Raw genomic sequence first — 25384 nt, 5'->3', positions numbered from 1 at the left:
CGCTTGCGCCACTTCGCAACGGTCTTCGGATTGATGCCGAGTTCCCGGCTCAGCGTCGAGGTCGAAGCTTGCGATCGCCGTCTTGCTGCTCTGACAGCCTGCGCGCCCTCTCGGCGGATTTGCCATGCAAATCGCCTGTCGGGTAACAGTACGTGGCGCTGCCATGACGAACTTGTCCCATAGTGCTTCCTTCCATTCCGTCGAATGGATCGCACCATCAAACCGTGGGACAAAACACCCAGTCCCCTCGATCAGGTTCAGTCGAAACCGTGGGCCCGGGAAGAAGTGGGTTTCCCCTGACTCATAGCGTCGTTCGGACTGGCGCGGCTGTGCCGGGAACTTGGCCTGCTGGCGCGTGATCCATTCAAGGCGCGTGACAACAGCGAGCCGCACGGCCTCGTCCCCATCGAGATTGCCGAAAAGCGAGCGCTTCGCTTTCTTCGGCGCGGATACCACCGTAGCCTTGAGCTCTTCAAGAAACGACCGTATCACTGGTTAACGCTGAGTTATCGCAACCTATGATTGATAGCGGACGTGGAAGTTACCGAGAGAGAACGGACGGATGTATTGCGCGACGCGCAGGCCGCGCTGCGGTCTGGCGATCTGGATACGGCCTTATCTCTTTTCGAGACCGTCGAGAAAACAAGTCCGGGCCACATGGCTGCACGGCTCGGGATGGCACGGGTTCTGCTGCGGCGGTCCCAGACCGACGACGCCGAGCGTATCTTGCAGGGTATCCTTTGCGAAAACCCAACCCATAAAGGCGCCCTTCTGCTCTATGGCAATGCGGCGTTGCAGCGAAAGGACGCGGAAACTGCGCTGGACCGATTCCATGCGGTCCTGTCTTCGCATCCGGGGGAAGTGTCAGCCCGACGCTCGATCATACAACTCCTTATGCGGCTGAGGCGTGAAAAGGACGTGATCGCCTTCATGGGTGACGCGCAACACCGCGAGACCGACGATTTAGTTAGCCTGCTTAGCTTCGCGCAGGCGTGCGATGCTTGTAAGGACACAAGGCGCAGAAACGAGACGATCAGGCGGATCCTTGCGATAGAAACCGCTTCGCTGGACCCGACGCAGATCGCCTCTCAGATTGCTGCTACAGTTCAGGATTTGCGCCTACAGCCAGCGCTTGAACTGTCCAAACGCGCCGCGGAGCAGTTCCCGAAACATGCCCGGATCTCTTCGTTGCGCCTGCAATGCCTGATACTGTCGCAAGATCAGGAGGCTGCAGAGACATTTTACGCAGACAGCCGAGCGATGCTCGGTGTCCGCGACGGCATGGATATCATGTGGGCCAAGGCGCTGGAAAGTTGGGGCCGCACCGACGAAACCATTGCCGTGCTGACGGCGGTTCGCGAGCGAAACCAAGGCTCGGTCGCTGCGCTTATGGCCCTCTACGGGATCTACTCGGCAGCCGAGGGGTTCGCTGCCGACTTGTTGGACGTCCTGGAAACTTTGTGGGCCATCAAGGATCGAGCAGACGCATCGCACAGGCCCGCAGACGTTCCGTTGCATGTCTTTCTGGCTGACGACGGCCAGCGGTCCCATGTCAGAAACTTGCTGCGCGCCGGCGAAAAGGACCTTGTCGTTGCGCTTCTTCATGGCCAGCGATGGATTCAGACCGACGACGCAGAGCCGGACGACGAAGGCCGCGCAGGTGTGGCGGACGCTTGGAGCACCACGAAAGACCAACCGCGAAAAGATGCTGCCGAGCCGCAGGTCACTGCGGCGTCCATCAGCCGGGTTCCAACCAGCGAATTGGTCACGGGATTGCTAGAGACGCTTTCCGGATCGGACAATTGGAGATTTACGATCCCGCCCCGCGCGGTCAACAGAGCATGGCGGCATGCGGATCACAGTGCCTACGATTTCGATGACTGGCTTCACCGCGCGACGTGGGCGGTTTCGGTGCAGAACCTGATGAAGCTGGCGTTCATAGAAGATCCGCGCAATTTTGAATACGTATCAGACCGCTTTGAAACCGTCGGCGTCGCATCGCTGCGAGAGCTTTCGGAAGCCGGGCAACCGTTTCTTTCGGTCACTTCACACGCGGGATATCCCGCCGCGTTGATCAAAGTGTTAATAGAATGTCCCAGCATCCATCAATTGAGGCGATCCGTCCTCGACCACAAAGGAGCCACGCTTCCCTTTCGAGCGATCAAGAACTGGGGAAGCGGACCGAAGAACGTGCGCGCCATGCTGTCGGTCCTGCGTGCCGGCGGCGGCCTTATGGCCTCAAACGATCAGGTTCCGATCCAATTGTTCGGCCAGAAACCGGCGCCTCTGTGTAAGGCAAGTCTTCTGGGCCGCAAGCGAGCATTTGGGACGTTGATCCCGAGATTGGCGTTTCGAGAGCGTCTGCCGGTTTATTGGGTGCAAGCCACCTACCAAGACGGGCGGTTCGTGATCAAAGTGGAACCGATGTCGGAACTCACCGAGGAAATGGATGAGATGACCTGGCTTTCAACTTGGACAGCGGATTACGCAGCTCGGGTGGAAGCCATGATGATCGGCGCTCCGGAGCGATTCAACCCGCTGCGGGCGTCGTGGCATTAGCAAGGTGGCCGAACGGTCCGACGGCGCGGTGCAGCGATCATCGCCGCCCTACGACCTGCCACCAGCACAGGGGGACAGCGTGGAATCGAACGATCAGGTCACGACCCGGTTTCGTCCGAAGGGCAGGGTTCTTGAGGCCCTGCGCGACATGCGCAAGCTTGGCGTTGCCCGGCGATTGGGGGTGATCGACCCCCAACTGGTCGAACAGCTTCGCGCCGGGGCGGGCCTTGTCGAAGGCCACGCGAACCATGACTATATCGACGATGTCGCCGTACATTGGCGCCGCGCCGGCTTTCCAATGACCGAGGGCGACAAGCGGACCCCTTACACCGAAAGCCTCAAATCCAACGTCGGCATCGCCAAGATCACCGATGAACATGGCGCGATCCTCGACCACTACCGCAACACGCCGCTGCACGAGGCGATGACGCGGTGGCTCGACGCGATAACGCCCTTCGCCGACGACCTCTCGCTTACCCGTATCAACGTGCTGCGTGCGCAGGGCAGGGTTCAGGAGCATATCGATCCGCCGGATCAGAACATGATCCAATGCCTGCTGAGTGGTCAGACGACATTCGTCTTCCGAACTAAGAGCGAGATTCGCGCATTCAGGATGGAGATCGGCGAAATCTGGTGGTTCAATACAACGTGGCCGCATCGGACCCTGAACCAAAGCGATGAGGAACGTCTCTTGCTGCATACACGGGGGCGAGTGCGCCAATCCTGGCTTGCCGCCTCGCAGGAGGCGAAACCGAACACCACGCCGGAACCGGGTGGCTTTAAAACCGAACCGACGCCAAGGAACCCGTCATGACACCACCGCCGCCATCGCGACTGCGTCGCCTTCAACTCGGTGCCCGGGCGATAAAGACCTCCACCTACGAGATCTCGGCAACCTGCAACCTGACCTGTGAGGGATGCCTCTTTTTTTCGGGGGAGCATGCCTACAAGCATACCGAAGTGTCCGACGCGGAGCGTTGGAGGAAGTTCTTCCAGCGCGAAGCCGAGCGCGGGATCACCTATGCCTTCCTCGCCGGCGCAGAACCAGCGCTGGCGATCGACCGGGTGCGGGCTGCGGCCGAGTACATTCCCGCAGGCATGATCGCAACCAACGGCACGCGGCGCATTCCGGACGACGTGCGCTATCGTATCCATGTGTCGCTTTGGGGGGGCGAGGCCACCACGGCCCTGACCCGTGGCGCCGATGTCACGGCGAAAGCATTTCGAAACTATGCGAACGATCCCCGGGCGGTCTTCGTTTTCACGATCAATGCCATGAACCTCGACGAGATCCGGCCGATGGCCTACGCCTGCGCCAAACACGGCGTGCCTATGACGTTCAACTACTTCGCCCCCACAGAGGTCTACGAAACGTCGATCAGCGTCGATCAGCCGTCACGAGACGATTATCTCCGGTTCAGCGATCAGGACCGGAACCTGATCCTGCGCGATGAGGACTACGCCCGCGCCCGCACGATCATCGATGGGTTGCGCGACGAATTGCCGGAAACGATCGTTTATTCGAGCGCCTATGACGACTGGATCACAAGCGAAAGCCCCTACGACCTTGACGAAACCGGCGTCGCGCGCGATTGCGCCAGCCGGTCGGATTCGGTGCACCAGACTTATTTCGTGGATCAGGCGCGGAGCGACCTGAAGTGCTCGCACCCAACCTTCGACTGCCGCCAGTGCAGGACCTATGCCAGCGGCATGACATCGCATGTCCGGAACGAGAACAGGGACGTCATGCGCAGGCGGGGCCGACAGTCAAGTTCGGACGCGTTCGATGTGTGGGAGCGGCTGTTCGTGGGCGACCAATGGACACGACTGAGCGCGCATAGCGACACGGCACGACGTCGGGTCCTGCCGGCCTGACCGCCCCCCCAGGCTGAGAGGGGCGGACACGGCACCGCCGTCGTTTTCACGAGGCTGGCAAGTCGCTTGGGGCCGTATCTTCTTTCCGGCCCAGCCATGTGGGCGAAACGAGAGGTTTCATGACCGGTCCGGTTGTTGTTCTCACAGCGCCTCGAAGCTTCTCCTCTCTGTTCGCGGCGATGCTCGGGCAGCACCCGGCTCTGTTCGGCGCGCCGGAGCTGAAACTGTTCATGACCGAAACCATAGGCGAGCTTCTGGCCGTCTACGCGCCGCCGAATGACGTGCATCGGCATGGCATCCTTCGGTTGCTGGCCCATCTTGAGTCTGGCGTCCAGTCGGACACGGCCGTCGCCCAGGCTCAGCGATGGCTGGAGGCGCGCAACGATTGGACCACCGAGCGGCTTCTCCACTATATCACTGATGCGCTCGCGCCGCAGCAGCTTGTGGACAAGACCCCGGAAACGGCGCTTTCGATGACCGCTCTCCGGCGCGCGCAGCGCATCTTTCCCAATGCGCGATACCTACACCTGACCCGGAACCCGGTAGATGTCTGCACGTCGTGGGAGGAAATCGTGCGATGGGACAGGGCACACAGCGCCGGGATCAACCTGAGACAAGCGTCTGCCTTACAGGTCTGGAACCGCGCGCACCGAAACATCCTGCGTTTCGCCGAGAACCTCCCCCAGGATGCGATTTTGCAAGTTCGCGGCGAAGACCTGATCCGCGCGCCCGAAACCACACTTGAGACCGTGCTGGCCTTTCTGGGGCTTTCGCGCTCGGCGGCAGACATCGCTGCCATGCGTCGCCCCGAACGATCTCCTTTCGCCTTTTTGGGGCCCGCGAAAGCGACCTACGGCGCCGACCCAAAGTTTCTCAACGCCCCCGAATTTCGCCTCCAGCCCGAACCGGAGACCTTTCCCGACCTCTCGCATTTGCCGCCGCACATCCGGCGCCTAGCACAAACGCTCGGATACATGTGAGCGCTTGATCTGCACCTGTGCCCATCCACTACGACGACTTTACCGCGCTTGTGACCCGTTCCATGTGGCGGTGCGCTTCGATTAGGTCGGCCAGAGCGTACACCCGGTCGATGACAGGGATCAGCGTCCTGTCCTCGACCATCTCGACGAGGGTGCCCAGCATCGGGCGCAGCGCGTCCGACTTGAGCACGCCGGTAACCGAGAAGCGCGCCTTGCGCGTGCCTGCAATCGTGGTGCGCAACATCGCGCCCAGCAGGCCGAGGATCAGCACCGGGCAGACGTAGCGGCCGGATCGGGTCAGGCTCCCCCTGGCCTTGGGAAGGCCGAAACGCCGATCGTGTCGTAGATCACGCCGTGCCGCTCGGCCTGTCGGGTGAATTCCTGCTGCGTATGGTCGATGACCCGGCCGGCCCCGAGTGCGGCCACCATGTCGGCGTTGCGGGGGCTGCAGTTGCCGGTGACCTCTGCGCCCATTGCCGCGGCGATCTGCACCGCAGCACTTCCGAGGCTGCCCGAGGCGCCAACTGATCTATCGCCATCACGTGGACATGCGGAGATAGCAGATACCTTGAACCTAGCAATCAAGGAGTGTGGGGCAATTTTTGAACTGACAGTGATGAAGCGAGGACTGGTTCCACTGTTTTTGACGGCGTGTAGGCACTATCGCTTGCCTATCCCGCCAACACATTGGATGCCGCCGCAAGAAGGTTCAAGATAAGAGTGAACTACGATCAAGGCCGCACACAATTCACGCTTCACTTTGCCTAGACACCTGCTGCCGTTCTATAGAAACGTAGGGGCCGGACCCAGCGTAACCCCTTGGAAAAATTAGCGGCGGACAAAGCGGAAACCTCTGCCTCCGTCTCCGCCATTTCCTGCCAATTCCCCTCTTTTGCGCGATATTGCCGCCAATCACCGCATTCCACCGGGTGAGATAGCAAACCGCAGTTTCTACGCTAAAGCCCGACATATCTCAGGAACCAGGGCGCTCGCTTCTGACCCCTTTGCGGCCGTTGATCGTTAAGAATGGTTTCCCTTGAAACAGGCGATAGGGGCGCTGAGCCTGTTTCAGATTTTGGGAAATCATGACAGACGAGCGTGATCGTCTTGCCCCGGCGATGTAGAACGGCCCGAAAATCCGTTCAGATTCGTTCCAGGACATAGACTATATGCCTAACTCTCCAACAGACCCATCTGGCGCACTGGTCGGACAGCTTGACCTCGCGCCCGTACGTAGCGGTTCGCTGGACGGGCTTCGCTTCACCGTGAAAGACAACATCGACCTTGCGGGACATAAGACGTCCTATGGAAGTCCCGCTTGGCGGGACGCACATCCCGCACCTGTTCACAACGCGCTCTGCGTCGACCAGTTGCTTGCTTCCGGAGCGCGTTGCGTCGGGAAGGCCGTGGCGGATGAGTTCACGTATAGCCTCGACGGGGAGAGCTTCTATTTTGGCACGCCCCGCAACGCGAAAGCGCCGGATCGTATTCCCGGCGGGTCGTCCAGCGGCTCGGCTGCTTCCGTCGCCAATGGTTTTGCGGATTTTTCGCTTTGCACGGACGCGGGAGGGTCCATCCGTGTTCCCGCAAGCCTTTGCGGTCTTTGGGGGATGCGTCCCTCTCTTCATCGGATATCCGAGGCTGGCGTTTTGCCGTTTCAGCCAAGCGTCAGCACCGTAGGCGTGCTGGCGGATCGCTTCGACGTGCTCGATGCGGCGATGCGCGTCTTGTTGAACGCTCCCGCATCATCAATGCCATCGCCACGACGCATCCTCGTCTTGCAGGATGCGCTGGAGACTGCGGATACCGCCATTCAAGGTGAAGTTGGCGGCGCCTTGGGTCGAATAGCAGAACACACCGGCTTTGTGGTCGAGCCGGTAAGATTCTCCGAGATCGTCGGGGAGGCGTGCGAACTGAAGGTCTGCAACCTGAATGGATTGCGTGATCTGCAGACCGCCGAATTCCAGAGCACGGTGGGCAACTGGATCGAAGCTTGCAAGCCGGAACTCGGCGTCACGTTCTCGATGGCCTACGGAAATGTCCAGAAGTTCGACCGCATCGCGGCGCTGGACAACATGGCGAGGTGTGAAAGTCTCTTCAGGCAGATCAATGCCTTCTTCACCCCGGAAACGGTGATTTGCTTCCCTACGACGCCGAAAATCGCTCCGCGGAAGGGCTCCCTGAACACGCTTGAAGCGGTGATGGACTTCTATGATCCGACGATGACCATCACCGCGTTTTCCGGTGTGGCACGCTTGCCGGAAATCTCTGTTCCGCTATTGACCGTGGACAATTGTCCGGTTGGCTTGTCTTTCGTTGCAGGCCACTACCAGGACGAGTTTCTATTAAGCGCGGTAAAGAGAATAATCAGTTGATATTTTGCGGAAATCCTATGCGTCGAACAAAAACGGCGGGCTGGTTTTCCAGGGAAACTCTGCCGCAAACGCCGGAGTAGACGTCTGAGTTTCGCGACTGTCTGCCTCATTTGAACCCTTCCGCTCGGGTTTCAATTTTAGAGGGCTATAGCATAGGTGTAGTGCGCATCTTCGTCGGCTTCTTCTCCGCCACGCTTCGTATGGACAGTTGTTTTTGCGGGCCATTGCCGTGCCTCAGGTTTCCTCGACGGGAATGATTGTCGTGTGTTTGACCCGGCGCAGCACGAAGAGGGTTGAGGCGCTGGCGACGCAGTCGAGTTCGTGCACGCGCTCCATCAGGACCTCTTCAAGATCGGCGATGTCGCGGACCACCATGTGCAGCAAATAGTCCCAGTCGCCTGAAATCGAGTAGACCTCGACGATGGCGGGCTCTGCCTCCATGCTTCGTTGAAACGCCGCCCGCGCCTTCGCATCCTGCGATTTCATCCGCACCTGACAGAAGGCATCCATGGGCCGGTTTACCTTGGCCGGGTCGACAAGGCGCACGGGCGGACTGAGGACGCCTGCCTCTTCCATCGCGCGGATCCGGCGCCAGCAGGTGGCGGTCGAGCTGTTCGTCCGTTTCGCAAGCTCGGCGACGCCGATCGAGGCGTCCTTTTGCAGCAAAGACGCGATCTCTGCTTCGAGTCGGTCAATCTTGAAATCAGATTTCATGAACAGCCTTCACGATGAAATTATCTGCACAAGAATGACAGGTTTCTGGATAAAAAGGGAACCCGTTTTCACACGCGATATGCATGATTGATCCCCACAGGATTGTGGACACTGCCACACGCCACCTTGGGGGGAGCCATGACAGACCAGACGCCTATCCTACGCGATTACGACCTGCTGGACCGCTATACGCGCACCGAGGGCAGGGTCTTCCTGACCGGAACGCAGGCCATTGTGCGGATCGCGCTGGATCAGGCGCGGCGGGACCGTAAGGCGGGGCTGAGCACGCGGGGCTTCATCTCGGGCTATCGCGGCTCGCCCGTGGGCGGGATCGATCTGGAAGTGTCGAAGAACCGCACGCTGGTGTCCGAGGCGGGCGTCGATTTCGTGCCCGCGGTGAATGAGGAACTGGGCGCCACGCAGATCATCGGCACCCAGCAGGTCGAGACCGATCCGGACCGTACCGTCGATGGCGTCTTCGGCCTCTGGTACGGCAAGGGGCCGGGCGTCGACCGGGCGGGGGACGCGCTGAAGCACGGCAATGCCTATGGTTCGTCGCCGCATGGCGGGGTGCTGGTGGTGGCGGGCGACGACCATGGCTGCGTATCCTCGTCGATGTCGCACCAGTCGGATGTCGCGTTCATGAACTTCTTCATGCCGACCCTCAATCCGGCCAATGTCGCCGAGTTCCTGACCTTCGCCGAATGGGGCTATGCGCTGTCGCGTTTCTCGGGGATGTGGGTCGGGTTCAAGGCGATCTCGGAGACCGTCGAGTCGGGGATGTCTTTCGATCTGCCCAAGGACCGCGACTTCGTCATGCCCGATTTCGAGGCGCCGGAAGATGGCCTGCACTACCGCTGGCCCGACCTGCCCGGACCACAGATCGAGGCGCGGCTAGAGCACAAGAAAGCCGCCGCGCTGGCCTTTGCCCGCGCCAATCCGATCGACCGGGCCGAATGGGGCAATGCAGGGGCCCGTTTCGGCATCGTGACCACGGGCAAATCGCATCTCGACGTGCTTGAGGCGCTGCGCCTTCTGGGGATCGACGAAGCCCGCGCGCGCGAGATCGGCATCGACATCTACAAGGTCGGCATGGTCTGGCCGCTGGAACATGACGGCGCGCTGTCCTTTGCCCAAGGCAAGCGCGAGTTGCTGATCGTCGAGGAAAAGCGCGGCATCATCGAAAGCCAGCTCAAGGAGTATTTCTACGATTATCCGGGCCGCAAGCCTGAGCGGATGGTCGGCAAGCGCGACGAGAACGGCGACCGGCTGATCCCCTGGACGCAGGAGCTGGGCGCGGTCATGCTGGCCGGGCATATCGCCGCCCGGCTTGAGCGGAACTTCCCCGAGCTGCAGCTTGCGGACAAGGCGAAATCCGTCGTCCCCGCTTCTGCGCCGATCCATGTGCCGGGCGCGACGCGCACGCCCTATTTCTGCTCGGGCTGCCCGCACAACACATCGACCAAGGTGCCCGAGGGCAGTCAGGCGCTGGCCGGGATCGGCTGTCACTTCATGGCCAGTTGGATGAACCGCAACACCACCTCGCTGATCCAGATGGGCGGCGAAGGTGTGAACTGGGTGTCGCGGTCCAAGTACAACGGCAACAAGCACGTCTTTCAGAATCTCGGCGACGGGACCTATTACCATTCGGGGTCGCTGGCGCTGCGGCAGGCGATCGCGGCGGGTACCAACATCACCTACAAGATCCTGTTCAATGATGCGGTCGCGATGACCGGCGGGCAGGATGTCGACGGCCCGCTGACGGTGGCGGCCATCGCGCAATCGGTGACAGCGGAGGGCGCGAAGAAGGTGGTCATCGTGTCGGATGCGCCCGAAGCGTTCGACCGCTCGGACTTTCCGGCGGGGATCGAGATCGTGCACCGGCGCGAGATGGACCGCGTGCAGCGCGCCTTGCGCGAGATCCCCGGCACGACCGTGCTGATCTATCAACAGACCTGCGCCACCGAAAAGCGCCGCCTGCGCAAGCGTGGCAAGATGGAAGACCCGAAGAAATTCGCGGTCATCAACCCGTTGGTCTGCGAGGGCTGCGGCGATTGTTCGGTCGAATCCAACTGTCTCAGCGTCGAGCCGCTGGAGACCGAATTTGGGCGCAAGCGGAAGATCAACCTGAATACCTGCAACAAGGATTTCACCTGCGTGAACGGGTTCTGCCCGAGCTTCGTCACCGTCGAAGGCGGCACGCTGAAGAAAGCCGGGGCAGGGGCCGATCCCGCGCAGCTTGAAGGTCTTGCGAAAAAACTGCCGGTGCCGGTGATGCCGGACCTGTCGCGTCCGTGGGATGTTCTTGTCACCGGGGTCGGGGGGACAGGCGTGGTAACGGTGGGCCAGTTGATCGTGATGGCCGCGAACCTTGAGCAAAAGGGTGCCTCGGTGCTCGATTTCATGGGTTTTGCGCAGAAATTCGGGCCCGTTCTCAGCTATATCCGCATGGCAGGGAGCGAAGGCGCGCTGAATCAGGTCAAGATCGAGCCCAGCTCGGCCGACGCCCTGATCGGTTGCGATCTGGTGGTCAGCTCGTCGCCCAAGGCCTCGATGACCTATCGCAAGGGCGAGACCCGCGCGGTGGTCAACACGGCGGTGATGCCGACCGGCGATCTGGTTCAGAACCGCGATGCCGACCTGAACGCCGGAGCCCGTCTGCACGCGATCCGCGACACGGTCGATGCCGAAAGCCTGCACACGCTGGATGCCAACACGCTGTCCGAGGCGCTACTGGGCGACAGCGTCTATGCCAATGTGATGATCCTTGGCGCGGCATGGCAGGCGGGGCTTGTGCCGGTGTGCGAGGAAAGCCTGATGCGGGCGATCGAGCTCAATGGCGTGAAGCCCGATCTCAACAAGGCGGCGTTTACCTGGGGTCGGATCGTGGTCAATGACCGCGCGGCGGTCGAGCGCATCGCGGCCATCCCGGTCACGCAGGTGCAGACCCTCGACGAGCAGATAGCGCGTCGCGCGGCTTTCCTGACCGATTACCAGAACGTGCGCTGGGCCAAGCGCTATACCGACTCCGTGAAAGAGGTCAGCGTTGCTGAAACCGCCGCAACCGGCGCGCCGGGGGCGCTGACCGAAGCCGCCATGAAGGGCCTCTTCAAGGTCATGTCCTATAAGGACGAATACGAGGTCGCGCGTCTGCACAGCCAGACCGGGTTCTACGACAGCCTCGGCGCGCGGTTCGAAGGGGATTTCAAGGTCAAGCACCACATGGCGCCGCCCTTCTTCTCGTCCAGGCTGGATGCGCGCGGGCGCCCCTACAAGCGCGAATTCGGCGCGTGGATGCAAGGCGGGCTCAAGGTGCTGTCGACGATGAAATCGCTGCGCGGCACGGCGCTCGATCCATTCGGTTACTCCGCCGAGCGCCGGATGGAGCGCGCGATGATCGGCGAGTACCGGGCGCTTCTGGATCGGCTGGTCGCGGGCCTGACCGCCGAGAACCGCGACGAGGCCGCGCGGATCGCCGCCATGGTGATGCAGGTTCGGGGCTTCGGTCCGGTCAAGGAGCACGCCGCCGAGGCGATGCGCGCCGACATGGCCGCCGCGCTTTCAGCGTCGGATTTCTAGACGGCGGGTGCTGCGCTCTGTTGCCAACCAAGATCGGCGCGCCCATCGGCAGATGGGCGCGCTTGTTTTTCGGCAACCCTGTCAGGCGTGCGCGACCCGAACGATGCTCTTGCCGAAATTCTCGCCGGTAAACAGCCTGAGGAACGCCTCGGGCGCGTTTTCGAGCCCGTCGACGATATCCTCGCGGTAGCGCAGCTCTCCCGACGCGATCCACGCCGTCATGTCGCGCCGGAACGCCTCGGTCATGTCCAGCAGGCCGGTATACAGAAACCCCTGCAGGCTGAGCTGTTTCACAAGAATGGCCGAATGCAGCATGGTCAGGCGGTCGGTGCCCTGCGCCGGGGGCTGGTTGCGGTCGACCGAGATCGTGCCGCAGACCGCGATCCGGGCGCCGGTATTGAGCAGGGGGATCGTCGCGGCAAAGATCTCGCCGCCGACATTGTCGAAATAGACATCAATCCCCGTCTCGCAGGCGGCGGCCAGTTTCGCGTCGAACCAGGGATCGCGGCGATCAAGGGCGACGTCGAAGCCAAGCTCGTCGGTCAGATAGCGGCACTTCTGTTCGCCGCTGGCAATGCCGATGACCCGGCAACCCTTGATCCGGGCGACCTGCCCGACCACGGAGCCCACCGCGCCCGACGCGGCGGAAACCAGTACCGTTTCGCCCTTTTGCGGCCGACCATACCGCAAAAGGCCGCCATAGCCCGTGTGACCGGCCATTCCCAGAACGCCCAGCTCGGTCGTGACCGGCAGGCCGGTATCGGGGATCGGGCGCAGCGTGTCGGGGCTGGCGACATGGTGGCTTTGCCAGCCATGCGCGCTTTCGACCAGATCGCCGGGCGCAAAGCCGTCGGCATTCGACGTCCCCACCCGGGCAATGGTCGCGCCGGGCATCGGCGCGCCCAGAGCGGCGCTTGCGGCGTAATTCGCCCCCTCATACATCCGGGCGCGCATATAGGGGTCAAGAGACAGATAGAGCGTCTCAAGCAGCACCTCGCCCGCGCCCGGTGCCCGAAGGGGCACGTCGCACAGCGCGAAATTCTGCAGGGCGGGCCCTTCGGGGCCGGGGCGCGCAGCAAGCTGTACCTGAAGCGTGGTCTTCATGGGATTTGTCCTGAATTGTCGGGGGCGGCGAGCGAACGGAGATCCGCCTAGCGCCGCTGATACCGGGTGCGGTGTTCGATGGGGGAGTGACCGAAAGCCCGGGTGAAGGCGCGGGTGAAGGCGGTCGCGTCCTGATATCCGACCTCGTAGCCGATGGACTGAACGGCGGCAGTCCCATTCAGCAACCGCTCGGCCGCGTGGTGCATCCGGCGTTCGGTCAGCCATGTGCGGATGGTTACGCCGTGGGCGGCCTTGAAACTGCGCTGCAGCGCGTCGACGCCAAGGCCCAGCTCGTCGGCCAGCTGCGTGACCGAGGGCGGGTTCGCATAGCGTTCGTCAAGGATCGCGGCGCAGCGATGCATCAGGGCCAGTCGCTCGTCGCTGCCATTCGCGGCTGCGGTGGCGGCGGCGATCGCTTCCAGCGTCCGGTCCAGCATGTCGAGCGCCCGTGCCTTCAGCCGCAGCCGCCGCCGGGGCGACAGCGCGCTGCCCTCTTGCAGCGCCAGCATGTCGGCGCCCAGATCATTGGGCAGGGCATGGTTCTGAACCTGAAATTGCCGTCCGCGATGGCAGGCCGAATGCAGCCTTGCAAGGCCGTCCTCGGGCGGAATGTCGAATTCGTTCAGCATGTTGCGGGTCCATTCGGGTGACATCGCCAATTGCGTCACGCGGTAATGCGTGGGCTGGCGGAAAGCGACGGTCTGGACCTGCTGACCTTTCAGATTGAAGACGCGCAGGCTCTGATCGAGGGCCACGGCATCGCGATGGGTGTAGAACGACCCGTCGAAGGCACCGACGAAGATCGACGACAGGTTCATGTCCTTTTGTTTGACGCGGAACCAGCCGGGCTGGCTGAGCCGCACGTCGACAAAGCGAAAGGTCAGGCCCTCTTCGATCACCTCGTCCCAGAACCGCCCCTTCGCCGCATCGCTTGCGATACTGGCCGAGTAGTTGAGCCAGTCATTGTTCGGATTGCCCTGGATGATCCGCGCCATGATGCTGTTAATTCCTTCATCCCCGGTGCGAATTGTTAACCAAGCAAACGTGCGATGCAACCGGCGCGAGGGGTTTGCCGGGTGCCGTTGCGCGCGGCAATCGGCAAGGCCCGCGGCAATCGGCAAAGGCCCGGTCCTTGCGAGGAACCAAGCGGTTGGAAAGGGTTAGCGCGATCTCCGCTGCGATGTCGGCGGGGCAACCGTTCTGGGAGGAAATCATGTCACTTCGCTTCATCGGCACCCTTGTCGTCTCGGGGGCTGCGGCCCTTGCCACCCCCGTTCTGGCCGACAGCATCCGCACCGCAAGCGCCTTCGGCCCCAACCATGCCGGCGCAGAGGGCTACCGCATTTTCCTTGAAACGCTCAGCAACGAGACCGACGGCGAATGGACCGGGCGTGATTATCCGTCGGGCCTCGTTTCGCCGGGCGAGATGGTTAACGGGCTGCGTGACGGTCTGGTCGATGTCGGCTCGATGCTGATGCCGTATTTCCCGGCCGAGTTCCGCGAAAGCAACCTGCCGTCCGAGCTGGCGCTTCTGGGGACCGACGCGCGGGTCGTTTCGGGCGCGGCGGCGGAATACCTGCTGACCTGTGCCGAATGCATGGCTGAGTTCACGCAGATCAACCAGATGTATCTGGGGGCCACGGCGACGACGCCCTACCAGATCATCGCGGTCGAGCCCGTGCGCACGCCCGCCGATCTGGAAGGTCTGCGCATCCGGACGGGTGGGGCTGCCTTCAGCCGCTGGGCCGAGCATTTCGGCGCGATCCCGGTGCAGCTGCCCGCGCCCGAGGTCTTCGAGGGCCTCAGCCAAGGCGTGATCGGCGCGCATTACAACGCCATGAGCGACCTGACCGCGTATAATCTCTATGACCTCGTCGGCGGGGTGACCGAGATCAATCTGGGCACGTTCAACGGGGTCAGCACCTTCTCGATGCGGCTGGACCTGTGGCAGGGCCTGCCGGTCGAGACCCGCGAGGCCTTCATCCGCGCCGCCGTGGTGGGCGAGGCCGCGCTGACCTTCCGCTACATCCGCGAAACCGAGATGGCGCGCGAGCGGGCGATCGAGGCGGGGATCGAGGTGATCGAACCCGACGCGGCCTTCCGCGAGGCGAATGCCGAATTCGTCGCCGCCGATCTTGCCGCGCTGCCCGAGCGTCTGGAATCGCTGGGCATCACCGACGCGCCCGAGAAGATCGAGCGCTTCCAGCAACTTGTCGCGCGCTGGCAGGGGCTGGTCGCGGGTGTCGAAACGCAGGAAGAATACGCCGAGCTGCTGATGTCCGAGATCTGGTCGAATATCGACCTTGCCAGCTTCCCGGCGCAATGACGCGATGAGCCGTCTTCTCGATCGCTTCGACGTGGTGCTGGAACGCTCTATCTATACCGTCGGCATTCTGCTTCTGACGCTCATGATCGTGCAAATCACAGTGGATGTGATCCTGCGCTCGGCTTTCCACGGTGCCCTTCCCGGCACCGTGGAGATCGTGTCGAACTATTACATGGTCGGGCTCAGCTTCCTGCCCATCGTGCTGGCCGAACGGCAGGGCCGCCAGATCTCGGCGAGCTTTCTCTACAGCCACTTGCCCCGCTTCGCGCAGATCGTGGCCGAGCTGATCGCCCGTGCTCTGGGCGTGGTGATCTTCGGTCTGCTGACATGGCGGAGCCTTGTCGAGGCCATGGCCAAGACCCGCATCGGCGCCTTCGCCCTGTCGGGAAGCGACCGGATCACCATCTGGCCCGCCTATTGGGTGCTGCCCGTCGCCTTCGCTCTTGTCACCATCGCTCTCTTGCTGCCGCGATCGCGCCGCAGCAAGGCAGCCCAAACGCTGTGATCGCCATGGATCCCTTGATTATCGGCTTCAGCGGCCTTGCCGTGTTGCTCGTGCTGATCTCCATCCGGGTGCCGATTGCCGTGGCCCTGTTCTCGGTCGCGTTCTTCGGCCTCTGGCTGGCTTTCGATCAGCGCATGGCGCTGGGCCTGCTGAACGCCGTTCCCTATAGTTTCGCGGCCAGCTGGACGCTCAGCTCGGTCCCGCTTTTCCTGTTCATGGGCTTCGTGGCCTACCATACCGGCCTTACGCAGGGGCTTTTCCGTGCGGCGCGCGCCTGGGTTGGCTCGATGCCCGGCGGGCTTGCCGTGGCCTCGGTGCTGGCGGCGGGCGGGTTCTCTGCCGTCACCGGATCCTCGGTCGCCTGCGCGGCGGCGATGGGCCGTATCGCCGTCCCCGAGATGGAGAAATCCGGCTACGATCCGGGCATTGCCACCGGGTCGGTCGCGGCCGCCGGAACCATCGGCGCGCTGATCCCGCCGTCGATCCTGCTGATCCTCTACGGGATTCAGGCCGAGGTTTCGATTCTGAAGCTGTTCTTCGGCGGACTGGTGGTCGGGCTGATCTCGGTCATCGGGTACTCGCTAACGATCACCCTGATCGCATGGCGCCGCCCCGAACTGCTGCCGCGTGGCGTTCTGCCGCCGATGCGCGAGCGTTTCGCCAGCCTGATCGAGGTCTGGCCGGTGATCCTGCTGGTGGTGGGTATCTTCTCGGGCATGATGGTGGGCTGGTTCACCACGACCGAGGCCGCCGCCATCGGCGCGCTGCTGACGGTGCTGATCGGTGCTGTGCGGCGGCTTCTGACCTTCAAGGCCCTGCGCGACAGCGCCATCGACACGCTGCTGGGTATCGGCAGCCTGTTCGTCGTGGCTATGGCGGCCAATGCCTTCACCCGTTTCATCGCCCTGACCGGTGTGACCGATGCGATCGGTGACTGGGTGGCGGCGCTGGGGCTCAGCGACGTGCCGCTTTTGGCCCTTCTGGCGCTGCTGTTCCTGTTGCTGGGCATGTTTCTGGAACCGATCGGCGCGATGCTTCTGATCCTGCCGATCCTGCTGCCGATCCTGGACACGGCGAATATCTCGTATCTGTGGTTCGGCCTCTTCGTCGCCAAATTGCTGGAAATCGGCATGATCACGCCGCCGGTGGGGCTGAATGTCTTCGTGCTGCACGGCGTGGCGAACGGACGCATCAAGCTCGAGGCGATCTTCAAGGGCGTGAGCTGGTTCATTCTGGCCGACCTGATCGTCGTCATCCTGATGATCGCAACGCGGGAGCAATTGCTATGGCTGATCAGCTGAGTGTCGCCTGTCTGGGCGCCGGGCTGATCGGCGCATCCTGGGCCGGGTTGTTCACCGCCGCCGGGCATGCCGTGCGCCTGCACGACCCGGACGCCGAAGCACTGGCCGCCGCCCGCGCCCGCGTGGCCGAGGTTCACGCCGACCTCGCCGCCATCGGCGTGTTGCAAGACCGCAGGCCGGGAGAGTTGACGCTGGCGCCCACGCTGGCCGAAGCGGTCAGCGGCGCGGATCATGTTCAGGAAAACGCGCCCGAGAAGCTGGAGCTCAAGCGCGGGCTGTTCGCGGAAACCCGCGCCCATGCGCCCGACGCGGTGATCGCCAGCTCGACCTCGACCTTCCCGCCCTCGCAACTGTTCGAGGGGCTGGCGGGCGCGGACAAGACGCTGGTCGTGCACCCGATGCTGCCGCCCCATCTGATGCCGATTGCCGAGCTGGTGCCCGGCCCGGCCACCGCGCCCGCGACGCTGGACGCGACCGCGGCGCTGATCCGTTCGACGGGTCACGAGGTGATCCGTCTGAAGCGCGAGACGCCGGGCTTCGTGCTGAACCGGCTGCAATTCGCCTTGCTGGCCGAGGCTTATCAACTGGTCGACCGCGACATCTGCGATCCGGTCGAACTGGACCGCGCGGTGACGCGCGGGCTGGGCTATCGCTGGGCCTGCATCGGCCCGCTGACGGCCTCGCACCTGATGGGCGCGGGCGGCTTCGCCGGTCAGATGCGCGCCTATGGACCGGCGGTGCAGACGGTGATGCGCCAGCTCAACGTCACCGAACCGTGGTCGGATGCGCTGGCGGATACCATCGACACGCCCCTTCGCGCGCGGACCCCCGAAGCCGCAATCCCCGATGCGCGCCGCGCACGCGACACCCGCCTCAAGGCGCTTCGGCGCCTTCTCGATACCCCCTGACCCGAAATCCGAGGAACTCTTATGTCAAACCGCAGCGTCATCATCACCTGCGCGGTCACCGGCTCGATGCACACGCCGTCGATGTCGCCCTATCTGCCGATCACCCCCGACCAGATCGCCGCCGAATCCGTCGCCGCCGCCGAGGCCGGGGCCTCGGTCATTCACCTGCATGCGCGCGACCCCGAAACCGGGAAGCCCACCGGCGACCCCGAGGTGTTTCGCCAGTTCCTGCCGCGCATCAAGCAGCAGAGCGAGGCGATCATCAACATCTCGACCGGCGGCGCGCCGGGGATGACGCTGGACCAGCGGCTCGAAGCGGCCGAGGCGGCAAGCCCCGAGATGACCTCGCTCAATATGGGGTCGATCAATAACGGCCTGTTCGCCGCCGCCGAACGCGAGCGGGAATGGCTGCACGACTGGGAACGGCCCTTTCTCACCGCCAGCAAGGACGGCGTGTTCAAGAACACCTTCGCCGATATCGAGCAGATTCTCGAACGGCTGGGCAAGGGCCACGGCACGCGCTTCGAATTCGAATGCTACGATGTCGGCCATCTCTACAACATCGCCTATTGCATGGACCGCAAGCTGTATGAGCCGCCGCTGTTCTTGCAATTCATCTTCGGGATTCTTGGCGGGATCGGGGCCGAGGTCGATCACCTCGTCCACATGCTGCGCACCGCCGAGCGGCTGTTTGGCAAGGATTTCGAATGGTCGGTGCTGGCGGCGGGCCGTCACCAGATCCCGATGAACACGCATAACCTGCTGATGGGCGGGAATGTGCGCGTGGGGCTGGAAGATTCGCTGCGCATCGGGCCGGGCAAGCTGGCCCAGTCGAATGCCGAGCAGGTCGCCAAGATCCGCCGTATCCTTGAAGAGCTGTCCTTCACCGTCGCTACGCCCAAGGAAGCGCGCGAAAGGCTGGCCACGAAGGGCGGCGATCAGACCGCGATCTGAGGCCGGGGTTCACCCCACTGGCGGGGTGGTGCGCAGACAGGCGCCCACCCGGTCGCGAAACCATCGAAAGCCGGGATCGGTTTCGGCACGCCTGCTCCAGACCATGGTGACGGGCGAGCCCGACGATCCCAGCGATCCCGGCAGGATCCGCGCCCGCCCGGCGCGGGCCAGCATCCGGGCATAGCCGCTGGGCACGATGGCCAGAAAGCGGTTGTCATGCAGCAATTCGGGCAGGGCGGTGAATTCGCGCAGATACAGCGCGACATTGCCGCCCAGCCCGTGGCGCGACAAGATCGCCGTGACCTCGGCTGCGTAGGTCGTCGCGGGCGCGGCAATGACCAGCCGGGACGCGCGTAACGCTTCGGCGGTATCGGGAAGCGGCGCTGCATCCGGCCCGGAAATGGCGACGTATTCCTCGGCATGAAGCGCCATGACGCCGATATCCGGCCCGTCCAGCGCCAGCAGTCCCAAAGCAAGGTCGATCTGGCCGTGATGCAGCGCGTCGGGCAGGGCGGTCAGCGGCACCGGGTCGTTTTGCAGGCGGATATGTGGGGCCTCGTCGAACAGCGCCCGCGTCAATTGCGGCAGGAACAGCGCCTCGCCCAGCCCTGAGAGCGACAGGCGAAAGCTGCGGCGGCTTTGCGCCGGGTCGAAATGGCTGGCTTCGGCCAGAGCCTCGATCACGCCGTCCAGCGCCTTGCGCACCGTGGGCAGCACCGCTGCCGCGTAGCGCGTGGGCACCATGCCGCTGCGTTCGCGCAGAAACAGCGGATCGTCCAGCGCGTGCCGCAGCCGCGACAGCGCGTTCGAGGCCGAGGGCTGCGTCAGCCCGACCCGAACCGCCGCGTGCGAAACCGAGCCTGTATCGGCCACGGCGACGAACAGCTTGAGAAGGTTCAGGTCAAGCGCTTCCAGTCTTATTGATCTCATCAATAATCTCCATTCCAAAGATAATTTGGACAATATCGGGTAGGCGGTCCATCTCTTTCACTGACGAGCAGGAGCGGACACGCGACGCTCGATGATCGATCACGAAAGGCGATGAGCGCATGAACGACACCCCGATCACCGCTGGCGGTGCGATTTTCGGCAAGCTGGGCGCGCTGGGCGTCGAGCATGTCTTCGTTAATTCGGGCACCGATTTTCCGCCCATCGTCGAAGGGCTGATCGAGGCCCGGCGGCAGGGGCTTCGCCTGCCCGACCCCGTCACCTGCCCGCACGAGGGCGTGGCGATGGGCATGGCGCATGGCTATCACCTGATCTCGGGCAAGATGGCCGCCGTGATGCTGCACACCAATGTCGGGCTGGCCAATGGCGCGATCGGCGCGATCAACGCTTGGTGCGACCGCGTGCCGGTGATGATGATGTCGGGACGCACGCCGGTGGCTGAAGACCGGCGCTTCGGCGCGCGGACCGTGCCCATCGGCTGGGGGCAGGAGATGTTCGATCAGGCCGCCATGGTGCGCGAATGCACCAAATGGGATTACGAGCTGCGCTTTCCCGATCAGGTGGCCGAGGTCTTCGACCGCGCATGGTCCATCGCCTCATCAACGCCACAGGGTCCGGTTTATCTGAGCCTGCCGCGCGAGGTTTTGTGCGAACAGACGCCGCCCGAGGGGCTGGACCGCCCCTCGCGCATGGCGCCGGTGGTGCCGTCGCCCGATCCCGCCGCGCTGGACGAAGCCGCGCGGCTGCTGACGCAGGCCAAGGCGCCGCTGATCATCGCGCAGCGCGGCGCGGGCAGTGACGCAGCTTTCGCCGCCCTGTCGCGCTTCGTCGAGGATCGCGTGCTGCCGGTGTCGCAATACTGGGCCACGCGGCTGGCACTGCCGCTGGGCCATCCGATGCATATCGGCTGGAACCCCGATGCGTGGCTGGCCGAGGCCGATGTGGTGCTGGTGATCGACTCGCTGGCGCCGTGGTGGCCCGACCGCGTGCAGCTGCGTCCGGATCTCAAGGTGATCCAGCTGGGTCCCGACCCGCTGTTTACCCGCACGCCGATCCGCAACTTTCCGGCGGATGTGACGCTGGTGGGTGAAACCGCGCAAACCCTGCAGGCACTGATTGCGGCCACCGAGACCCAGCCGCGCGACATAGCCGCGCTGGACGCGCGGCGTGACCGCATCGCCGCTGCTGCCGCAAGTGACCGCGACGCGCTGCGCAAAGCGTCCGATCAGGGCTGCGGCCAGCCGATGACCAAGGCGTGGGTCTCGGCCTGCCTTGGCCGCGCGATCAAGGCGCAGGCGCGCCCGGCGACGGTGTTCCACGAGCTGGGCTGCCCGCTGCCGCATCTCGATCTTGACAGCCACAACAGCTATTTCCAAGAGCCGCATTCGGGCGGTCTGGGCTGGGGCCTGCCCGCCGCGATGGGCGCGCAACTGGCCGATCCCGAGCGGCTGATCTTTGCCACGATGGGCGACGGAAGCTACATGTTCGCCAATCCCACCGCCTGCCATCTGGTGGCCGAGGCGCACGCGCTGCCGGTCATCACGCTGGTGCTCAATAACGAGGAATGGGGCGCGGTGCGGCATTCGGTGCTGGGCCTTTACCCGGGCGGCGAGGCGGACCGCGCCAACGCGGTGCCGCTGACCAGCTTGCGGCCGAGCCCCGATTTCACCCTGACCGCCGCCGCCAGCAGGGCGCATGTCGAAACCGTCACCGACGGCGCGGCTTTGCCCGAAGCCCTCGCGCGTGCGATCCGCGTCGCGACCGAGGACCGGCGGCAGGTTCTGTTGAACATCGCGGTCAGTCCCGACTGATCGCGCAAACCCTGCCTTTAGGAGGATTGAATGAAGATTTCCATGCTGATCGACGGCGCCAACGCGCAGGCCGAGGGCGGGCGCATCTATGAGCGTCGCGACCCGGTCACCGGCGATGTCGCGGTCGAAGTGCCCGCCGCCTCGGTCGCGGATGCGCAGCGCGCCGTCGATGCCGCCGCGCGCGCCTTTCCCGGCTGGGCCGCGACCAGCCCTGCCGAGCGCCGCGCGCTGCTCAACAAGGCGGCTGACCGGCTCGAAGAAAAGACGCCCGACATCATTGCCACGGCCATTGCCGAGACCGGCGCGACCGGCCCGTGGATCGGTTTCAACTGCATGCTGGCGGCGGGGATCCTGCGCGAAGCGGCCTCGATGACCACGCAGATCACCGGCGAGGTGATTCCCTCGAACAAGCCCGGGATGCTGTCGCTGGCGCAGCGCAAGCCGATGGGCGTGTGTCTGGGCATCGCGCCGTGGAACGCGCCGGTGATCCTGGGCACCCGCGCGGTGGCGATGGCCATCGCCTGTGGCAATACCGTGGTGCTGAAGGCTTCCGAGTTGTCGCCCGCGACCCATGTGGCGATCGGAGAAGCCTTTACCGAGGCGGGGTTCCCGGCGGGCGTTCTGAACGTCGTGACCAACGCGCCCGAAGATGCCGCCGAGATCGTCGCCGCTCTGATCGCCGCGCCCGCCGTGCGGCATGTCAACTTCACCGGCTCGACCGGCGTGGGGCGGATCATCGCGCAGAAGGCGGCCGAGCATCTCAAGCCTGTGCTGCTGGAACTGGGCGGCAAGGCACCGCTTATCATCCTCGATGACGCGGATCTGGACGGGGCGGTGAATGCCGCGGCTTTCGGCTCGTTCATGAACCAGGGCCAGATCTGCATGTCGACCGAGCGGATCATCGTGCACGAAGGCATCGCCGACGCCTTTGTCGAGGCGCTGGCCAAGAAAGCCTCGGCGCTGCCCGCCGGGAACCCGCGCGACGAGGTGGTGCTGGGCTCGCTGGTCACGCCCGAAGCGGCTGAGAAGATGGACAAGATCATCGCCGACGCCAAGGCCAAGGGCGGCAAGGTTGTCGCGGGCGGCACCCGTGACGGCTCGGTCGTCAGCGCGACGCTGATCGACCATGTCGGCGCCGACATGACGATCTATCAGCAGGAAAGCTTCGGCCCGGTGAAGCCCATCATCCGCGTCGCCGATGACGACGAGGCCGTGCGGGTGGCCAACGACACCGAATACGGGCTGTCGGCGGCGGTGTTCAGCCAGAACGTCCAGCGCGCGATGGCGGTGGCCGACCGTATCGAGAGCGGCATCTGTCACATCAACGGCCCGACCGTCGCGGACGAGGCGCAGATGCCCTTCGGCGGTGTCAAGAATTCGGGCTATGGCCGGTTCGGCGGCAAGGCGGGGATCGACGCTTTCACCACGATCCGCTGGCTGACGATCGAAGATCCGGGCCAGCATTACCCGTTCTGACGACGAAAGGGCCCGGCGTGATCGCCGGGCCCTTTTCTGTCTGCCCCACAGGGTCTGCGCATAAAAAAACGGCGCGACCACAGGGTGGGCCGCGCCGCGAGTTCGAACCGATGCGTCAGCGCATCAATTCGGGGAGGAAGAGACTGATCTGCGGGAAGGCGATCAGAAGGGTCATCACCACCACCTCGGCGGCAAGGAACCACAGCACGCCGCGATAGATGGTCCAGATCGGCACCGCCGGCCCGATCACCGATTTGACCACAAAGACGTTCATCCCGAGGGGGGGCGTAATCATCCCGATCTCGACGTATTTCACGACGATGATGCCGAACCAGATCAGGTTGAGATCAAGCGCCTCCATCATCGGCAGGAAAACCGGCAGGGTAATCAGCATGATACCCAGCGGATCGAGGAACATCCCCAAGACAAGGAACACCAGCGAGATCGCCAGGATCACCAGCAGCGGATCCCCGGCATAGCCGCTCATCATGTCGGCCAGAAGCTGCGACACGCCGGTCAGCGACAGCAGGCGCGTGTACATGACGGCGCCCATGCCGACGAAGAAGATCTGCGCCGTGCCCGACATCGATTCCTTCAGCGCGTCGGTGAAGGTGGCAACGGTGATGCGGCGCTGAACCAGCGCGATGACCAGCGCAAGCGCGGCGCCGACGGCCCCGGCCTCGGTCGGGGTGACAATGCCGCCATAGAGCCCGCCGATGATGCCGAGGATCAGCACCGTGACCGGCCAGACCTCTTTGAGCGCCGACAGACGGTCAGCGCGCAGGGTTTCAAGCTCGTCATCGCTGAGCTTGGGCGCAAGCGCGGGGTTCAGTTTGCAGCGGATGACGATCAGCAGGACATAGGCCACGGCGGTCAGGAAACCGGGCAGGATCCCCGCGATCAGCAGGCGCGAGATCGAGACCTCGGCAAAGACACCGTAGAGCACCAGCATGATCGAGGGCGGGATCAGCGCAGCCAGCGTGCCCGCAGAGGCAACGACGCCGGTGGCAAGCGCCTTGTCATAACCGACGCGCAGCATCTCGGGGATCGCCAGCCGTCCCATCGCCGCCGAAGAGGCAAGCGACGAGCCGCAGGCGGCTGCAAAGCCGACGCTGGCCATGTTGGCGGCCACGGCCAGACCGCCGGGCAGGGCGCTGAACCACAACCGCGCGGCGCGAAACAGCGCCGACGATATCCCAGAATGGTTGGCAATCGCCCCCATCAGCAGAAACATCGGGATCGCCGTCAGGTCCCAGCTTGCGGCGAAGGCGAAAGGCGTCTCGCGCAGGATCGACAGCGCAATGGGGAAGTTGCGCACATAGGCAAGGCCCAGAAGCGACACCACACCAAGCGCGACACCGATCGGCACCCGCAGCGCGATCAGGAACAGCATGCAGCCCAGCGTCACCAGGCCGAAGGTCAACGGATCCATCAGTTCTGTCCTTCGCTGTCGTATTCGTAGCGGGTAAGGCGCGCGATCAGCCGGAACACCATGGTCAGCACCATCGCCGCACCGGCGACGGGCAGCAGCCAGCGCGTCGGCCAGACCGGCAGGTAGCCGCCGAGGATCTCCCAGACCTCGCCGCGCTCGGTACGCGACAGGGCCGAGATCCAGGTTTGCCAGACGAAGGCCGAGACGTAGACGATGACCAGCAGATCGACGAGCACCGCGATCACCGCGCGCAGGGCGCGGGGCAGGGCGCTGACGAAGATATCGGCGGTAACGTGCTGGTCACGCAGGGTGATCCATGCCAGCGGCAGGAAGGCCACGGCGATCATGTAATAGGTTGCTGTGATCTCGCCGGTCCCGGCCAGCGGCGCGTTGAACAGCGTGCGCGAGATCACATCGGTGGTCACGTGCAGCATCATCAGCACGCCCGCGAGCAGCGACACGGCAAACAGGGCGTCGGCAAGACGCGAGACAAGGCGGTGAAAAAGGGTCATATCGAGCCCCAAGGGGATTGGGTGC

The 25384-nt window shown here is 63.8% G+C and carries 21 protein-coding genes and 2 pseudogenes; 13 read left to right on the top strand and 10 right to left on the bottom strand.

Going from position 1 to position 25384, the window contains the following annotated elements; translation table 11 throughout:
• Nucleotides 1–181: pseudogene (locus JI664_RS24315) on the bottom strand (helix-turn-helix domain-containing protein); the annotation flags it as partial.
• A 119-nt stretch (nt 182–300) separates the two neighbouring features.
• Nucleotides 301–393, bottom strand: a pseudogene (locus tag JI664_RS24310) (metal-dependent hydrolase); the annotation flags it as partial.
• A gap of 141 nt (nt 394–534) precedes the next feature.
• Here JI664_RS24310 and JI664_RS04385 point away from each other — a divergent pair.
• The 4 genes from JI664_RS04385 (at nt 535) to JI664_RS23885 (ending at nt 5414) form a co-directional block, all read left to right on the top strand.
• Entirely contained in the window at nt 535–2559 is a 2025-nt protein-coding gene (locus JI664_RS04385; protein ID WP_207012502.1) for a tetratricopeptide repeat protein, read from the top strand.
• A 79-nt stretch (nt 2560–2638) separates the two neighbouring features.
• Nucleotides 2639–3373 (top strand): aspartyl/asparaginyl beta-hydroxylase domain-containing protein, encoded by a 735-nt coding sequence (locus JI664_RS24140; RefSeq protein ID WP_207012501.1) that lies wholly within the window; start codon nt 2639–2641, stop codon nt 3371–3373.
• Nucleotides 3370–4434 carry a hypothetical protein gene (locus tag JI664_RS04375; RefSeq protein ID WP_207012500.1) on the top strand — a complete coding sequence of 355 codons (1065 nt, stop codon included), beginning with the start codon at nt 3370–3372 and terminating at the stop codon, nt 4432–4434. Before JI664_RS24140 ends, JI664_RS04375 begins: the two co-directional genes overlap by 4 nt.
• Nucleotides 4435–4553: 119 nt before the next feature.
• On the top strand, nt 4554–5414 hold the full coding sequence (locus JI664_RS23885; RefSeq protein ID WP_286173829.1) for a sulfotransferase family protein: 861 nt from the start codon (nt 4554–4556) through the stop codon (nt 5412–5414).
• Between the two features lie 28 nt (nt 5415–5442).
• Here JI664_RS23885 and JI664_RS23880 read toward each other — a convergent pair whose 3' ends face one another.
• Both JI664_RS23880 and JI664_RS23875 read right to left on the bottom strand, forming a co-directional pair.
• A complete protein-coding gene (locus tag JI664_RS23880) occupies nt 5443–5685 on the bottom strand; it encodes a zinc-binding dehydrogenase (RefSeq protein WP_349768681.1) in 243 nt (80 codons plus the stop codon).
• A 26-nt stretch (nt 5686–5711) separates the two neighbouring features.
• Entirely contained in the window at nt 5712–5906 is a 195-nt protein-coding gene (locus JI664_RS23875; RefSeq protein WP_286173828.1) for a hypothetical protein, read from the bottom strand.
• Between the two features lie 677 nt (nt 5907–6583).
• Here JI664_RS23875 and JI664_RS04365 point away from each other — a divergent pair.
• The gene (locus tag JI664_RS04365; protein WP_207012499.1) at nt 6584–7789 is read left to right on the top strand and encodes an amidase family protein; all 1206 of its coding nucleotides are present in this window, start codon (nt 6584–6586) and stop codon (nt 7787–7789) included.
• A 234-nt stretch (nt 7790–8023) separates the two neighbouring features.
• Here the strand turns inward: JI664_RS04365 and JI664_RS04360 are convergent, their stop codons facing one another.
• Nucleotides 8024–8503 carry an Lrp/AsnC family transcriptional regulator gene (locus JI664_RS04360; protein ID WP_207012498.1) on the bottom strand — a complete coding sequence of 160 codons (480 nt, stop codon included), beginning with the start codon at nt 8501–8503 and terminating at the stop codon, nt 8024–8026.
• Nucleotides 8504–8641: 138 nt separating this feature from the next.
• Here JI664_RS04360 and JI664_RS04355 point away from each other — a divergent pair, with 138 nt between their 5' ends.
• Nucleotides 8642–12082, top strand: coding sequence for an indolepyruvate ferredoxin oxidoreductase family protein (locus JI664_RS04355; RefSeq protein ID WP_207012497.1), 3441 nt, complete (start codon nt 8642–8644; stop codon nt 12080–12082).
• Nucleotides 12083–12163: 81 nt separating this feature from the next.
• Here the strand turns inward: JI664_RS04355 and JI664_RS04350 are convergent, their stop codons facing one another.
• Both JI664_RS04350 and JI664_RS04345 read right to left on the bottom strand, forming a co-directional pair.
• Nucleotides 12164–13186, bottom strand: coding sequence for an NADP-dependent oxidoreductase (locus tag JI664_RS04350; RefSeq protein ID WP_207012496.1), 1023 nt, complete (start codon nt 13184–13186; stop codon nt 12164–12166).
• A gap of 47 nt (nt 13187–13233) precedes the next feature.
• On the bottom strand, nt 13234–14181 hold the full coding sequence (locus JI664_RS04345) for a helix-turn-helix transcriptional regulator (protein WP_207012495.1): 948 nt from the start codon (nt 14179–14181) through the stop codon (nt 13234–13236).
• A 218-nt stretch (nt 14182–14399) separates the two neighbouring features.
• On the opposite strand from JI664_RS04345, the gene JI664_RS04340 reads away from it, so the two are divergent.
• From JI664_RS04340 to JI664_RS04320, 5 genes are read left to right on the top strand one after another with little or no spacing between them, the layout of a single operon-like run.
• Nucleotides 14400–15512, top strand: coding sequence for a C4-dicarboxylate TRAP transporter substrate-binding protein (locus tag JI664_RS04340; RefSeq protein ID WP_207012494.1), 1113 nt, complete (start codon nt 14400–14402; stop codon nt 15510–15512).
• Nucleotides 15513–15516: 4 nt separating this feature from the next.
• Entirely contained in the window at nt 15517–16017 is a 501-nt protein-coding gene (locus tag JI664_RS04335) for a TRAP transporter small permease (protein ID WP_207012493.1), read from the top strand.
• Between the two features lie 5 nt (nt 16018–16022).
• Nucleotides 16023–17318: a TRAP transporter large permease gene (locus tag JI664_RS04330; RefSeq protein ID WP_207012492.1), complete on the top strand. Its 1296-nt coding sequence runs from the start codon at nt 16023–16025 to the stop codon at nt 17316–17318.
• A complete protein-coding gene (locus JI664_RS04325) occupies nt 17303–18226 on the top strand; it encodes a 3-hydroxyacyl-CoA dehydrogenase NAD-binding domain-containing protein (protein ID WP_207012491.1) in 924 nt (307 codons plus the stop codon). Before JI664_RS04330 ends, JI664_RS04325 begins: the two co-directional genes overlap by 16 nt.
• Nucleotides 18227–18247: 21 nt before the next feature.
• Nucleotides 18248–19180 carry a 3-keto-5-aminohexanoate cleavage protein gene (locus JI664_RS04320; RefSeq protein ID WP_207012490.1) on the top strand — a complete coding sequence of 311 codons (933 nt, stop codon included), beginning with the start codon at nt 18248–18250 and terminating at the stop codon, nt 19178–19180.
• Between the two features lie 9 nt (nt 19181–19189).
• Here the strand turns inward: JI664_RS04320 and JI664_RS04315 are convergent, their stop codons facing one another.
• Nucleotides 19190–20110, bottom strand: a complete 921-nt coding sequence (locus JI664_RS04315; RefSeq protein ID WP_207012489.1) for a LysR family transcriptional regulator — start codon at nt 20108–20110, stop codon at nt 19190–19192.
• Between the two features lie 119 nt (nt 20111–20229).
• On the opposite strand from JI664_RS04315, the gene JI664_RS04310 reads away from it, so the two are divergent.
• Both JI664_RS04310 and JI664_RS04305 read left to right on the top strand, forming a co-directional pair.
• Entirely contained in the window at nt 20230–21939 is a 1710-nt protein-coding gene (locus tag JI664_RS04310; RefSeq protein WP_207012488.1) for a thiamine pyrophosphate-requiring protein, read from the top strand.
• Between the two features lie 30 nt (nt 21940–21969).
• Nucleotides 21970–23415, top strand: coding sequence for an aldehyde dehydrogenase (locus tag JI664_RS04305; RefSeq protein WP_207012487.1), 1446 nt, complete (start codon nt 21970–21972; stop codon nt 23413–23415).
• Nucleotides 23416–23530: 115 nt separating this feature from the next.
• On the opposite strand, the gene JI664_RS04300 is transcribed toward JI664_RS04305, so the two are convergent.
• Nucleotides 23531–24847, bottom strand: coding sequence for a TRAP transporter large permease (locus JI664_RS04300; RefSeq protein ID WP_207012486.1), 1317 nt, complete (start codon nt 24845–24847; stop codon nt 23531–23533).
• The gene (locus JI664_RS04295; protein ID WP_207012485.1) at nt 24847–25359 is read right to left on the bottom strand and encodes a TRAP transporter small permease; all 513 of its coding nucleotides are present in this window, start codon (nt 25357–25359) and stop codon (nt 24847–24849) included. The genes JI664_RS04300 and JI664_RS04295 overlap by 1 nt, the downstream gene beginning before the upstream one ends.
• Between the last annotated feature and the right edge of the window lie 25 nt (nt 25360–25384).

Source organism: Rhodobacter sp. NTK016B (assembly GCF_017303295.1).
Lineage (GTDB): Bacteria > Pseudomonadota > Alphaproteobacteria > Rhodobacterales > Rhodobacteraceae > Pararhodobacter.
The sequence above is the reverse complement of the archived record's forward strand: the minus strand, read 5'-3'. Positions and strand labels throughout refer to the sequence as shown.